Below are 13,954 nucleotides of genomic sequence, written 5' to 3'. Positions count from 1 at the left end.
AGGTGACATGACCAACACGACCAAGGTCGTCCACACGGCTGTCGCCGGCGGGATCGCCACGGTGGTCCTCGACTCACCTGCCAACCGCAACGCGCTCGGGGGGACACTGGTCGATCAGTTGCTCGCCGCATTGGCCTCCGCCTCCGACGATCCGTCGGTTCGTGCGGTGGTGCTCACTCACACGGGTGGAACATTCTGTGCGGGAGCCGATCTGAGCGAGGCGCTGAAGTCCGGAATGTCGGTCGAGGACGCGTCGGCGCACGGTACCCGATCGATGATCGACCTCATGCGCACGATCCTGACGATGCCCAAGCCGGTGATCGCCCGCATCGACGGACACGTCCGGGCAGGCGGTTTCGGACTCATCGGGGCCGCCGACATCGTGCTCGCCGGACCGTCGTGCACCTTCGCCCTCACCGAGGCGCGCCTCGGGCTCGCGCCGTCGGTGATCTCGCTGGTACTGCTGCCGAAACTGACCGCCCGGGCCACCGGACGGTACTTCCTGTCCGGCGAGACGTTCGACCCCCGCACGGCGGTTCGCATCGGGCTGGCCACCGAGGCATTCGCGTCATCCGATGACCTCGCCACCGGACTGGACGCGGTGCTGACCGGGATCAGACGGTCGTCGCCGCAAGGGTTGGCGGCGTCGAAGGCCCTGGCCACCGCCTCGATCCTGGCGGATTTCGACGCGTCGGCCGATGTGCGGGCCGCCGAGTCGGCGGCACTGTTCGGGTCCGACGAGGCCCGGGCGGGGATGACGGCGTTCCTGTCGAAGCAACGACCGCCCTGGGATCTCACCGTGGACGCGAAGTGACCGACCCTCGCCAACCCGTTTCCCGTGAACCGCAGCAGGAACGCTCACGGCTCACGCGGGAACGGTTGCTGCGGTCCACGATCGACGCACTCGCGCACGACGGGTGGTCGGCGGCCACGGTTGCTGCGGTGGCGATGCGTGCCGGGGTGTCCCGGGGTGCGGCGCAGCATCATTTTCCGACGCGCGAGGCCCTCATCACGGCGGTGCTCGAGCAGGTCTTCGACGACATGACCTCGACCGCATCGACGACACTCGCGGCCTTGCCCGATGACGAAACCGAACGGGTCGCGGCCGCGGTGGATCGTGCGGTCGCGATCTACACCGGCCCCCAGTTCAAAGCCGCCCTGCAGGTGTGGGCGGCGGCCGCATCGGATCCCGCACTGCGTGAGCTCATCCTGCCGATGGAGGACAAATTCGCCCGCGCCGCACACCAGATGACGGTCGCCGCACTGGATCCCGACGGCCGCTACCCGGACTCGCGCCGGATCGCGCAGGTCACCCTCGACCTCGCCCGTGGCCTCGGCCTCGCCGACACGTTGTCCGACGACTCGAAGCGGCGCGCGCAGGTGGTCGCCACGTGGACGGCGATGGTGTCCGCGGTGCTGGTTCCCCCACCCGGTCCACAGAGCCTTCCACCTGGTCCCTGAGGAGCCTCGCGAGGGTTCCCCACCTTGGTCCCTGAGAGGCCTCGCGAGGGTTCCCCACTTGGTCCCTGAGGAGCCTCGCGAGGTCGCCCCACCTGGTCCCTGAGGAGCTTCGTGAGGAACGAGCGAAGCGTCACGAAGGGCCCCGTGACCCTTCGAGACGCTCGCAAGCTCGCTCCTCAGGGCGGCGCGCTCGCAGGCTCGCTCCTCAGCGACCGGGGGTCGGCTCCTCCGGGATCACATGGTGCTGCAGGCGACCTGACAGGATTGGGACATGTACATTTTCGCGGCGGTGTGGGCTCTGCTCGTGTTGAGTGGGCTGATCACCGCGTGGCGTGATCCCCGCCGCTTGCGGCCCGGTCTCTACTTCGCCGCCGCCGGTGTCCTGGCCGTCATGCTGCTCGTCTTTTTCGGGGTGGCGGCGACGGGCAGCGAACTCACCGGGGCGTGGACGTTGATCGCCGTCGGGATGTGTGGCCTGCTCGCGATCGTCGCCCTCGGGATCTACCTGATCGTCAACGGCGTCGACCTGGCTCGCAAGGAAGGTGCCCGTCCCGCGACGCTGCTGTCGTCTCTGCTCGGGGCACTGCTGGTCGGCTACGTCGCCGCGGTGTTCGTCGGTGTGGTGATCGGGTGGTTCGATGCCGCGGCCTCCAACACATTTCTTCTGCTCGTGCTCGCCATCGGGCTGCCGGCCGGATATCTGGGGTTCGTGTTCGTCGCCTTCCTGGGATGGTCGCTGGTGTACGCGATCTACGGACGCCGCCGTGCCAGGACACAGCCCGTGGGTGCGGTGATCGTGCTGGGGGCCGGCCTCATCGGAGGCGACCGCGTCAGTCCTCTGCTGGCAGGACGGCTCGATCGCGGACGCGAGTTGATGGATCTCGCCATCGGCACCGGTCTCGACCCGATTCTCGTGTGCTCCGGCGGCCGAGGAAACGACGAGCGGCTGTCCGAAGCCGAGGCCATGTCGAACTATCTCGCCGACCACGGTGTCGACCGCGGCCGAGTCCGGCTCGAGGACGACTCCACCGACACCGCCGAGAACCTGACCTTCACGAAACGACTGCTCGACGAACACCACACCAGCGGGGCGGCGGCGGTCGTGACGAGCGACTATCACGCGTTCCGCGCCGCGACCCTCATGCGCTCCGCAGGTATCGAGGGTTTCAGCACCGGCGCGCACACCGCCGCATACTTCTTCCCGAACGCGCAGGTCCGCGAGTTCGTCGCGATTCTGCGCGATCACTGGCAGCTCAATCTCGCTGTGATCGTTGTGTTGTCGGTGCCCTGGGTGATGTCACTGGTGAACATCCTCTAGTGTCCCTGCACCAGTGAGGCACGGACGCGCATGGACCGGCCCGGACGCGGCGGGGGCATCGCGTCCGGGCCGGGGTTCTCGGTTGCCGTCTTCTCGGTTGTAGTTGTGCAGCCTGCGATCAGTGGTCGTGGATGAGCACGCCGCGGATGTTCTTGCCGTCGCGCAGATCCTGGTAGCCGTCGTTCACCTGGTCGAGGGTGTAGGTGGTGGTGACCAGTTCATCGAGCTTGAGCTGGCCGGCGTCGTAGAGCCGCAGGAGCCGGACGATGTCGTACTGCGGGTTGGCCGACCCGAACAGGCTGCCCTTGATGGACTTCTCGTTCAGGGTGAGATCGATACCGGGCCAGTGCACGGTGAACTTCTCGGGGCTCGACAGTCCGGTCAGCACAACCGTTCCGCCCTTGCCGACGGCGCCGATCGCTGCCGACACGACCTCCTCGTCCACCGTGCCGACGGTCACGATCGCCGTGTCGGCGCCCTGGCCCCAACTGATCTCGGTGATCGTCTCCTGTGCCTCGGCGGCACTCGCGAATGCGTGGGTGGCGCCGAACTTGATGGCCGTGTCGCGCTTGAACGCCACCGGGTCGACGACGATGACGTGTTTGGCGCCCGCGTGCACGGCACCCTGCACCGAGTTGATGCCGATTCCGCCGATGCCGTAGATGACCACGATGTCGCCGGCACGAACGTTGCCGGTGTACACCGCCGATCCCCATCCGGTGGGGACGCCACATCCGACCAGAACGGCCTTCTCCAGTGGTAGCCAGTCGTCGACCTTCACCACCGAATGCTGGCTGATCGTCGCGCGTTCGGCGAACGTGCCGAGCATGCACATGGCGCCGAAATCCGTGTCACCGTCGTGGAATCGGAACGAACCGTCCGGCATCGACCCCTCGAGGATGGTGGCGCCCATATCGCACAGGGACTGGCGTCCGGTCGAGCAGTACCGACAGGTCCCGCAGTTCGGGATGAAACTGCACACCACATGGTCTCCCGGTTTGACCTTGGTGACCCCCGGCCCCACCTCCTCGATGATCCCCGCACCCTCGTGACCGCCGACGATCGGATATCTCGGTGGCAGGTCACCGTCGGTGAGATGCAGGTCGGAATGACACAGTCCGGCGGCGGTGTACTTGATGAGCACCTCCCCGTCCTTGGGTGGATCGAGCGTGAGCTCGGTGATCTCGAACGGCTTGCCGGGTCCGGTGAGAACAGCTGCCTTTGTCGTCATCGTTGCTGTCTTCATGGTTCGCTCCTTTGCGAATAGAGATGATGGACGGGGTCAGAGGGCGACGTTGACGGCCTTGGTCTGGGTGTAGAGCTCGATCGCCGACGACCCCAGCTCGCGGCCCCAACCGGATTGCTTGTATCCGCCGAACGGCATCGCGGTGTCGAACCCGTTGTACTGGTTCACCCACACCGAGCCGGCCTTGATCTGTCGTGCGGTCTTGTGCGCTTTGGACAGATCCTTCGTCCAGATGCCGGCGGCCAGACCGTAGATGGAATCGTTTGCGGCAGTGGCTACTCCGGAATCGGCGTCGAACGGCAGGGCAGCTACGACCGGTCCGAAGATCTCCTCGGTCACGATGGAGAAAGACGGTTCGACGTCGACGAACACGGTCGGTTCGATGAAGAAACCTTCTTCGCCCCAACGCTTTCCGCCCGTCAGGGCCCGTGCGCCGTCGGCGAGGCCGGCCGAGAGATAGCCGGAGACGCGGTCGAACTGCTCCTGGCTGACGAGGGGTCCGAGTTCGGTCGTCGGATCGAGTCCGGGTCCGATCTTCGCCTGCGATGCGGCCTCGGCGACGGCGGCGGTGAACTCATCGAAGATGGGCCGCTCGACGAACAGGCGCGTGCCCGCCACGCAACACTGGCCGTGGTTGAACATCCACGCGGCCACCGAGCCGGCGACCGCCTTCTCGAAGTCGGCGTCGGCGAACACGATGTTCGGGCTCTTTCCGCCGAGCTCCAGCGACACCTTCTTCAGGTTACCCCTGGCCGCGTCGACAATCTTCTTTCCGACCTCGGTCGAACCGGTGAACGCGATCTTGTCGACATCATCGTGCGCGGAGAGCGCGGCGCCCGCGTCGCCGAATCCGGTGACGATGTTGACCACGCCCGGTGGAAAACCGGCTTCCTGGAAGATCTCACCGAGCAGCAGAGCGGTCAGCGGGGTCTGTTCGGCCGGTTTGAGGACCACGGTGTTGCCGGCCGCGAGAGCCGGGGCCAACTTGAAGGCAGCCATCAACAGGGGGAAGTTCCACGGGACGATCAATCCGCAGACGCCCACCGGCTCGCGCAGGGTGTACGCATGGAATTCGCCACCGGGAACGAACGGCATCGACACGTCGACCGTCGAACCGGTGATCTTGGTGGCGAGGCCGGCGTTGTAGCGGAAGATGTCGGCGGACCACGTCGTGTCGACGGCGGTGGCGATAGTCGCCGCCTTGCCGTTGTCGAGCGCCTCGAGCTGCCCGAACTCCGCGGCGCGTTCGGTGAGGAGGTCACCGACGCGCCATAGCAGCCGTTCACGTTCGTTGGGCTTCATCCGCGACCACGGCCCGTCGTCGAAGGCCTGGCGCGCGGCGCGGACGGCTCGGTCGACGTCGCGGGCATCGCCATGAGCGACCGCCGTGATCGGCCGTGCGGTCGCCGGATCGATCGTCTCGAACGTGCGGCCGGTCTCCGCCCACACCCACTCACCCCCGATCAGCATCGGTCGGTCCGCGGCGATGAAGTCGCGAACCCGGGGCAGTAGGTCGGTGGCGACGGCGGTCATGGAAACCTCCTGGTCGGTGACAGATCGGCAGTGATCTGGGTCATAGATGTGACCTGACTCATTTCTGCCACCGATGGGCGGGCCCTGGCTGTACAGAATCTGAACACCGGACTGAACAGTTGCGCCGGCACGCCGTTTGGGGTCAGATCCCCAAGGCCCGCATCCGTGCGTAGAGCGTGGTGCGGCTGATGCCGAGTTCGCGTGCGGCGTGCACCTTGTTGCCGCCGACGCGATCGAGGGCCTCGATGATGGCGACGCGTTCGGCCTGCTCCCGACCGGACAGGTGTGCGGCCCGGCTCGTGGCGCGATGACTCGGTGGGAGATCGGCCGGCTCGACCACCCTCGCGCCGCGGGTGGTGCATCCGTCGGCGGCTTGGCGCAGAACGGATTCGAGCTCCGCGAAGTTGCCCGGCCAGTCCTGACTCAGCAATGCGTCGGTGGCTTTGCCGGACAGGGTGAGTCCGGGGTGGATGCACTCGAGCATTTCGCTGGCGATCGCGGCGAACTCTGAGTTGCGATGCCGCAGGGGCAGCAGGTCGATGCGACGCGCACAGCGTCCGATGAGTGCGGCGACGCCCACGGTGAGTTGCTCGCGAGGGGCACTCACGATGATCATCGGTGCCTCGCCGGACCAGTTCGCCGCGGCTTTCCCGAGGAGTGCCACCGACCGGTCGTCGAGGAGGTCGACGCCGTCGACGATCAGCGGTGCGTGCCGGGCGCGCGCCCGGGCGATGGACCCGACGACGTCTGGTTGCCGTCCGTCGATCAGGTCGTCGGCGACGTCGACGACCACTGCCTCCGGCCCTGGAAAGCGTTCGAGGAGGGCCGCGGCGTGTGTCGAGCGGCCGCTACCGGGCTCCCCGGTGATCGCGACGGTGACCGACTGCGCGGCAGACGTTGACGGTGAGACCGGTGCCTGCGTCGGAGATCCGGACTGGACCGGCCGGAAACGGAACAGAGCCGCACCCCGCGCACCGGAGACCGGCTCGACGCCGATCTCGATCTCGACCCCGGAGACCAGCGTCAGCGGCAGCACCGTGTCGCGCAGGCCGGGATCGCAGGCGAAAGCGCGCAGAACCCCGATGTCGGTGGGAGAGAGCAGTTCTGCGGCCAGTGCGTTCGTGAGCTGTAGGTCGTCGCCGATGGCGACGACCGCGATGTCGCGGCGTGGCGCGGCGCGTTGGAAGGCGTCGAGTACCCGCCGCTGGTGGGCTCGGGAACGATCGAGCAGGCGGTCGGCGATGTCGGCGACCACCTGGTTGACGAACGGGACCGCGAGCGGGTTGATCCGCTCGGCTTTCTCGGACATGCAGATGATGCCGGCCAGGCGCCGGGTGGCCGGGTGCACGATCGGCTGCCCGAAACAGCTGATCGCCTTGAATCGCTCCAGATAGTGCTCACTGCTGTTGACCGCGATTCCGCCGCGGATCTCCGCAGGCGTGCCGAGCGCCGTCGTGCCGACGATCTCTTCGCCGAACGGCGCTCCGGGTGTGGCGCCGAGTTCATCGAGGGTGCGCTCGATCGCGGCTCCGAAGGCGACCCGCGACACCATGCGGCATTCGTGGTCGACGAGCAGCAGGGACATGTCGGTGTCGGCCAACCGCGTCGCCGCATCGTCGAGGACCGGTCGTGCCGCGTCGAGCAGCGGATCCGCGGGCGCGATGTCGAGCGTCGCGGTCGGCATCGGATCGGCGGGCCGCACGCCCGACATCGCCGATCGTCGCCAGGAGTACTCGATGACGGATCGGCGTGGCGCACGGTCGGAGGTCCGAGGGGAGACGTCGATGGAGACAAACGTGACACAGGTCACCGTGAATGCCAAGTCCGACCCGGCCGCTACCGTTGACCCATGCGCGTCGCCACCTGGAACGTGAACTCGGTCAAGCAACGGATTCCCCGGCTGCTGCCCTGGCTGGATCAGCGACAGCCCGATGTCGTCTGCCTGCAGGAGACCAAACTGTCCGACGACGCCTTCCACGAGGTCCTCGGTGCCGACCTGGCCGAGCGGGGTTACGAGATCGCCCACGTCGGCCAGGGGCAGTGGAACGGTGTGGCGCTGTTGTCGAAAGTCGGCCTCGACGATGTCCGTCGCGGTTTCGACGGTGTTCCGGGCTACCCCGAGCCGGAGTCGCCGACCGAGGCGCGAGCGGTGTCGGCGCTGTGTGGGGGAGTGCGCATCCACTCGCTGTACGTGCCGAACGGGCGCACGCCCGACTCGGATCACTACCGGTACAAGCTGGAGTGGCTCGCCCGCTTGCGGGACAGCGTCGCAGCGGGCGATGACGCCGTCGACACGATGTTGTGTGGCGACATGAACATCGCGCCCGCCGACGCCGACGTCTTCGACCCGGACGCCTACGTCGGGCACACGCACGTCACCGAGCCGGAACGCGCCGCGCTCGCTGCGTTCGGCTCGCTCGGGCTGCACGATGTGGTCCGCGACCGGTGGCCCGACGACCGGGTATTCAGCTACTGGGACTACCGGGCCGGCATGTTCCACAAGGACCTCGGCATGCGCATCGACCTCGTCCTCGCCGGCGGGCCCGTCGCCGAGCGGGTGGCCGCCGCCTGGATCGACCGGCAGGCCCGCAAGGGCAGCAAACCGAGCGACCACGCCCCGGTGATCGTCGACCTCGACACCGCTCCCGACGGTGACGTCGGTCCTGTTGTGCCACCGCCGTCGAATCCGGCCAAGCGGGCAGCTGCGCGCGTCAAGCTGCCGCAGTCGAGCGACTGACCGGACACGCCGACCGGCAATTCGCTCACGCGATGGTCACTGGTGTCCTTCACCCAACTGACACGGCCAGTGATCCCCAGCACGTCGGGCCGACTCTGAGACAGATCTCCGATTTCGTGCCGATAGGGTTCAGGCGTCTCTCAGCATTCCCGCTGGGGATTCCATGTTCATCGAAGTTGGGGTCAATGAAGCGCATACACCGTTACCTCCTCGCGATCGCGGCGATCACCGTCGCATCGGTCGCGATCCCGTCCGCCACGGCGAACGCCGCACCGGCGTCGCCGTCCGCACCTTTCGTCAATGCCGGGATCGCCGCCGACGGTCAGGGTGTTGTCGCGAAGCTGCGCGACGCTGTCTTTGTGCCGAATGCGGCGGGGAGCGAACTGCAGGTCGTGGACCGTGGCGGACGCGTCGTTGACGCGATGCCTCTCGTCGGCACGATGGACGGGTTCAGTGTCCCGCTGCGCTGGTCGGTCAGTGCGGACCGGTCCACCGCGACCTTCGTCCCGCAGGTCAGCTCTCAGTACCGGGCGTTGCTGGACCGCGCCGCGACCGATGCCGCACAGCGGAAACGCATCACCAAGGCGCAGCGCTACGACATGATGTGGGCGGAACTGAACAAGGGCTGGAACGCCGAGACGCAGTTGTCGACGGTCGTCGGCGGCCTCATCGGCTACTTCGTCGGTGCGTTCATCCCGTTCGGGTGGCTGCCAGGCGCGGTCATCGGCGCCGGCATCGGCGCCTACATCGCCTATGAGCGCGTGAATCCGAAGGCCTGGCCGTCGGTGCTGGCGTGGTGGAACACGCCGTAGTCGGCGCACGGTAGTCGGCACAGGGGTTGTCGCATGGCTCGCGAATCGAGCGGTGCGGCAACCCTTGTCGTTTCACGGAGCACCCTGTGTCGTTCCACGGAACCAACTCACGGTGACAGGCGTTGAGAGGGTGGTAGGTTGCCGCCCGTTCACCCGCGTGCCCGCGCCCGGTCATCTGCGGGAACGGTTTTTTGACCTGTGCAAACTCGGTCGGTAGAGTGGTTCGCCGGTGCCCGGCCCATGCTGGGCCAGTCCGCATGCCCGGGTAACCCCGAGCACACGGCCTGACAGGCGATACCGTCGTCGAGTGTATGACACGCCCGACCTCGGGGTAGCAAAATTGTACTGACCAGCGAGAACTCGCTGGTGGGGCGAGTTGTGGAAGCAACGTAATCGGAAACGGTTGTCGATGCTTGCCCGGAGCACCAACCGCAACAGATGCCAACATCAACATAAGGAATGAACACCTAGTGCCAACCATCAATCAGCTGGTCCGCAAGGGCCGTCACGACAAGGCTGCCAAGACCAAGACCGCGGCCCTCAAGGGGAGCCCGCAGCGTCGTGGCGTGTGCACCCGCGTCTACACCACCACCCCGAAGAAGCCGAACTCCGCGCTGCGCAAGGTCGCCCGTGTGCGCCTGACCAGCTCCGTCGAGGTCACCGCTTACATCCCGGGTGAGGGCCACAACCTCCAGGAGCACTCGATGGTGCTCGTCCGTGGCGGTCGTGTGAAGGACCTCCCGGGTGTGCGCTACAAGGTCATCCGCGGCTCGCTCGACACCCAGGGTGTCAAGGATCGCAAGCAGGCCCGCAGCCGCTACGGCGCGAAGAAGGGGAACTGATAAGTCATGCCACGTAAAGGACCCGCACCCAAGCGCCCCCTGATCAACGATCCGGTCTACGGTTCGCCCGTCGTCACCCAGCTGGTCAACAAGATCCTGCTGGACGGCAAGAAGTCGACCGCCGAGCGCATCGTCTACGGCGCGCTCGAGCAGGCACGCGAGAAGACCGGCACCGACCCGGTCATCACCCTCAAGCGCGCCCTCGACAACGTGAAGCCGACCCTCGAGGTGAAGAGCCGCCGCGTCGGTGGCGCCACCTACCAGGTCCCGGTCGAGGTCAAGCCGAACCGTGCCAACACCCTCGCCCTGCGCTGGCTGGTGACCTTCAGCCGTCAGCGTCGCGAGAAGACCATGGTCGAGCGTCTGGCCAACGAGCTGCTCGACGCCTCCAACGGTCTCGGCGCGTCGGTCAAGCGTCGCGAAGACACCCACAAGATGGCCGAGGCCAACCGGGCGTTCGCGCACTACCGCTGGTGAGAACGTGCTCCGCGTGGCGATGAACTCGTCGCGCGGAGCCCAAGCCCTGTTCAACAGCAATTCCCGAAGGGAAACCAAGTGGCACAGGAAGTGCTCAGCGACCTCAAAAAGGTTCGCAACATCGGCATCATGGCCCACATCGATGCCGGCAAGACCACCGCAACCGAGCGAATCCTCTTCTACACCGGTGTGAACTACAAGATCGGTGAGACCCACGACGGTGCCTCGACCACCGACTGGATGGAGCAGGAGAAGGAGCGGGGTATCACCATCACCTCCGCCGCCGTCACCTGTTTCTGGAACAACAACCAGATCAACATCATCGACACCCCCGGGCACGTCGACTTCACCGTCGAGGTGGAGCGCAGCCTGCGCGTGCTCGACGGTGCGGTTGCCGTGTTCGACGGCAAGGAAGGCGTCGAGCCGCAGTCCGAGCAGGTCTGGCGGCAGGCGGAGAAGTACGAAGTTCCGCGCATCTGCTTCGTCAACAAGATGGACAAGCTCGGTGCCGACTTCTTCTTCACCGTGCGCACCATCGAGGAGCGCCTCGGCGCCAAGCCGCTGGTGCTGCAGCTGCCGATCGGTGCCGAGGACAGCTTCGACGGCGTCGTCGACCTGATCGAGCAAAAGGCCATCACCTGGCGCGGAACCGTCGAGATCGGCGCCGAGCCGACCATCGAGGAGATCCCCGCGGATCTGGCCGATCAGGCTGCCGAGTACCGCGAGAAGCTGCTCGAGACCGTCGCCGAGAGCGACGAGGCCCTGCTGGAGAAGTACTTCGGTGGCGAGGAGCTCTCCGTCGAGGAGATCAAGGGCGCCATCCGCAAGCTGACGATCGCCCGCGAGTTCTACCCGGTCATCTGTGGCTCGGCGTTCAAGAACAAGGGTGTCCAGCCGATGCTGGACGCGATCATCGATTACCTGCCGAACCCGCTCGACGTTCCGTCGGTCGAGGGTCATGCCGTGGGTAACGAAGAAGAAGAGATGTCGCGCAAGCCGTCCTCGGACGAGCCGTTCTCCGCGCTGGCGTTCAAGATCGCCGCACATCCGTTCTTCGGCAAGCTGACCTTCGTGCGTGTCTACTCGGGCCGCATCAACGCCGGCACCCAGGTCCTCAACGCGACCAAGGGCAAGAAGGAACGCGTCGGCAAGCTCTTCCAGATGCATGCCAACAAGGAGAACCCGGTCGAGGACGCGACTGCGGGCCACATCTACGCGATGATCGGCCTGAAGGACACCACCACCGGCGACACCCTGTGCGATCCGAATGCACCGATCGTGCTCGAGTCGATGAGCTTCCCGGACCCGGTCATCAACGTCTCCATCGAGCCGAAGACCAAGTCCGACCAGGAGAAGCTGTCGACGGCCATCCAGAAGCTCGCCGAAGAGGATCCGACCTTCTCGGTGCAGCTCGACGAGGAGACCGGCCAGACCGTCATCGGCGGCATGGGCGAGCTCCACCTCGACATCCTGGTCGACCGCATGAAGCGTGAGTTCAAGGTCGAGGCCAACGTCGGCAAGCCGCAGGTCGCCTACCGCGAGACCATCCGCAAGGCGGTCGACAAGCACGAGTACACGCACAAGAAGCAGACCGGTGGTTCCGGCCAGTTCGCGAAGGTCATCATCAAGCTCGAGCCCCTGGTGGACGCCGAGGACGGCGCGACCTACGAGTTCGACAACGCCGTGACCGGTGGCCGCGTGCCGCGCGAGTACATCCCGTCGGTTGACGCCGGTATCCAGGACGCCATGCAGTACGGCGTGCTGGCCGGGTACCCGCTGGTCAACATCAAGGCCACCCTGCTCGACGGTCAGTACCACGACGTCGACTCGTCGGAAATGGCCTTCAAGATCGCAGGCCAGCAGGTCCTCAAAGAGGCTGCGAAGCTGGCCGGTCCGGTGATCCTCGAGCCGCTCATGGCGGTCGAGGTCACCACACCCGAGGACTACATGGGTGACGTGATCGGCGACCTGAACTCCCGCCGTGGCCAGATCCAGGCCATGGAGGAGCGCAGTGGTGCACGTGTCGTCAAGGCACAGGTGCCGCTGTCGGAGATGTTCGGCTACATCGGAGACCTTCGGTCGAAGACCCAGGGCCGGGCAAACTACTCCATGGTGTTCGACTCGTACGCGGAGGTTCCGTCGAACGTGTCGAAGGAAATCATCGCGAAGGCCACCGGCGAGTAATCGTCGGCGACCATCGCGACCGCGCTGGCCCACAAGCGGGCGCAACAACGTAAGTGAACAACTCCTGCTGGGATCCGCCCAGTAGGACAACAACAGTCCAGGAGGACAAACAAAGTGGCGAAGGCGAAGTTCGAGCGGACCAAGCCGCACGTGAACATCGGCACCATCGGTCACGTCGACCACGGCAAGACCACGCTGACCGCGGCCATCACCAAGGTGCTGCACGACAAGTTCCCGGAGCTCAACCAGAGTTTCGCGTTCGATCAGATCGACAAGGCTCCCGAAGAGAAGGCTCGTGGTATCACGATCAACATCTCGCATGTGGAGTACGAGACCGACAAGCGCCACTACGCGCACGTCGACGCTCCTGGTCACGCTGACTACATCAAGAACATGATCACCGGTGCGGCCCAGATGGACGGTGCGATCCTCGTGGTCGCCGCCACCGACGGTCCGATGCCGCAGACCCGTGAGCACGTGCTGCTGGCCCGCCAGGTCGGTGTGCCCTACATCCTGGTCGCCCTGAACAAGGCCGACATGGTCGACGACGACGAGATCATCGAGCTCGTCGAGATGGAGGTCCGCGAACTGCTGGCCGCCCAGGAGTTCGACGAGGAAGCCCCGGTCGTGAAGGTCTCGGCGCTCAAGGCGCTCGAGGGCGACGCCGAGTGGGTCAAGTCGGTCGAGGAGCTCATGGCTGCCGTCGACGAGTCGATCCCGGACCCGGTCCGCGAGACCGACAAGCCGTTCCTCATGCCCGTCGAGGACGTCTTCACCATCACCGGTCGCGGGACCGTGGTCACCGGTCGTGTGGAGCGCGGCGAGGTCAACGTGAACGAGGAAGTCGAGATCGTCGGCATCCGTGACAAGTCCACCAAGACCACCGTCACCGGTATCGAGATGTTCCACAAGCTGCTCGACTCGGCACAGGCAGGCGACAACGCCGGTCTGCTGCTGCGCGGCCTCAAGCGTGAGGACGTCGAGCGCGGTCAGGTCATCGTGAAGCCGGGCACCACGACTCCGCACACGGAGTTCGAGGGCCAGGCCTACATCCTGAGCAAGGACGAGGGTGGACGCCACACCCCGTTCTTCAACAACTACCGTCCGCAGTTCTACTTCCGTACCACCGACGTGACCGGCGTCGTGACCCTCCCCGAGGGCACCGAGATGGTCATGCCGGGCGACAACACCGAGATGAGCGTCAAGCTCATCCAGCCGGTCGCCATGGACGAGGGCCTGCGTTTCGCCATCCGCGAGGGTGGCCGCACCGTCGGTGCGGGTCGAGTCACCAAGATCAACAAGTGACATTGTCACTCTGATCTGACTCACTGAGTCGAGGGAGGC

The 13,954-nt window shown here is 66.0% G+C and carries 12 protein-coding genes; 9 read left to right on the top strand and 3 right to left on the bottom strand.

All coding sequences use genetic code 11. The features are described from left to right. The first annotated feature begins 7 nt into the window (after positions 1 to 7). From VZC37_RS12480 to VZC37_RS12470, 3 genes are all read left to right on the top strand, one after another. Positions 8 to 814 carry an enoyl-CoA hydratase family protein gene (locus VZC37_RS12480; RefSeq protein WP_330432841.1) on the top strand — a complete coding sequence of 269 codons (807 nt, stop codon included), beginning with the start codon at positions 8 to 10 and terminating at the stop codon, positions 812 to 814. Then, positions 811 to 1,461, top strand: a complete 651-nt coding sequence (locus VZC37_RS12475; RefSeq protein WP_330432840.1) for a TetR/AcrR family transcriptional regulator — start codon at positions 811 to 813, stop codon at positions 1,459 to 1,461. The genes VZC37_RS12480 and VZC37_RS12475 overlap by 4 nt, the downstream gene beginning before the upstream one ends. Positions 1,462 to 1,732: 271 nt before the next feature. After that, the gene (locus tag VZC37_RS12470; protein ID WP_330432839.1) at positions 1,733 to 2,779 is read left to right on the top strand and encodes a YdcF family protein; all 1,047 of its coding nucleotides are present in this window, start codon (positions 1,733 to 1,735) and stop codon (positions 2,777 to 2,779) included. A 118-nt stretch (positions 2,780 to 2,897) separates the two neighbouring features. Here the strand turns inward: VZC37_RS12470 and VZC37_RS12465 are convergent, their stop codons facing one another. The 3 genes from VZC37_RS12465 to VZC37_RS12455 all read right to left on the bottom strand — a co-directional run bounded on the left by VZC37_RS12465 (position 2,898) and on the right by VZC37_RS12455 (position 7,380). After that, positions 2,898 to 4,010 (bottom strand): NDMA-dependent alcohol dehydrogenase, encoded by a 1,113-nt coding sequence (locus VZC37_RS12465; protein WP_330433138.1) that lies wholly within the window; start codon positions 4,008 to 4,010, stop codon positions 2,898 to 2,900. Positions 4,011 to 4,061: 51 nt separating this feature from the next. Next, positions 4,062 to 5,558, bottom strand: a complete 1,497-nt coding sequence (locus VZC37_RS12460; RefSeq protein WP_330432838.1) for an aldehyde dehydrogenase family protein — start codon at positions 5,556 to 5,558, stop codon at positions 4,062 to 4,064. Between the two features lie 142 nt (positions 5,559 to 5,700). Then, complete coding sequence (locus VZC37_RS12455; protein WP_431309392.1) at positions 5,701 to 7,380, bottom strand: sigma-54-dependent Fis family transcriptional regulator; 1,680 nt, start codon at positions 7,378 to 7,380, stop codon at positions 5,701 to 5,703. Between the two features lie 27 nt (positions 7,381 to 7,407). On the opposite strand from VZC37_RS12455, the gene VZC37_RS12450 reads away from it, so the two are divergent. From VZC37_RS12450 to tuf, 6 genes are all read left to right on the top strand, one after another. Continuing rightward, positions 7,408 to 8,295, top strand: a complete 888-nt coding sequence (locus VZC37_RS12450; RefSeq protein WP_330432837.1) for an exodeoxyribonuclease III — start codon at positions 7,408 to 7,410, stop codon at positions 8,293 to 8,295. A gap of 185 nt (positions 8,296 to 8,480) precedes the next feature. Next, positions 8,481 to 9,107: a DUF8020 domain-containing protein gene (locus VZC37_RS12445; protein WP_330432836.1), complete on the top strand. Its 627-nt coding sequence runs from the start codon at positions 8,481 to 8,483 to the stop codon at positions 9,105 to 9,107. A 470-nt stretch (positions 9,108 to 9,577) separates the two neighbouring features. Next, positions 9,578 to 9,949 carry a 30S ribosomal protein S12 gene (gene rpsL / locus VZC37_RS12440; protein WP_007619326.1) on the top strand — a complete coding sequence of 124 codons (372 nt, stop codon included), beginning with the start codon at positions 9,578 to 9,580 and terminating at the stop codon, positions 9,947 to 9,949. Between the two features lie 6 nt (positions 9,950 to 9,955). Beyond that, positions 9,956 to 10,426: a 30S ribosomal protein S7 gene (rpsG, locus tag VZC37_RS12435; RefSeq protein WP_330432833.1), complete on the top strand. Its 471-nt coding sequence runs from the start codon at positions 9,956 to 9,958 to the stop codon at positions 10,424 to 10,426. Positions 10,427 to 10,504: 78 nt separating this feature from the next. Further along, positions 10,505 to 12,610, top strand: coding sequence for an elongation factor G (fusA, locus tag VZC37_RS12430; protein ID WP_330432832.1), 2,106 nt, complete (start codon positions 10,505 to 10,507; stop codon positions 12,608 to 12,610). A 114-nt stretch (positions 12,611 to 12,724) separates the two neighbouring features. After that, positions 12,725 to 13,915, top strand: a complete 1,191-nt coding sequence (gene tuf, locus VZC37_RS12425; protein ID WP_330432831.1) for an elongation factor Tu — start codon at positions 12,725 to 12,727, stop codon at positions 13,913 to 13,915. Positions 13,916 to 13,954 lie beyond the last annotated feature (39 nt).

Origin of the sequence: Gordonia sesuvii, assembly GCF_036350415.1 — a bacterium.
Taxonomy (GTDB): domain Bacteria; phylum Actinomycetota; class Actinomycetes; order Mycobacteriales; family Mycobacteriaceae; genus Gordonia; species Gordonia sesuvii.
This window is presented reverse-complemented; position numbering and strand designations above follow the sequence as displayed.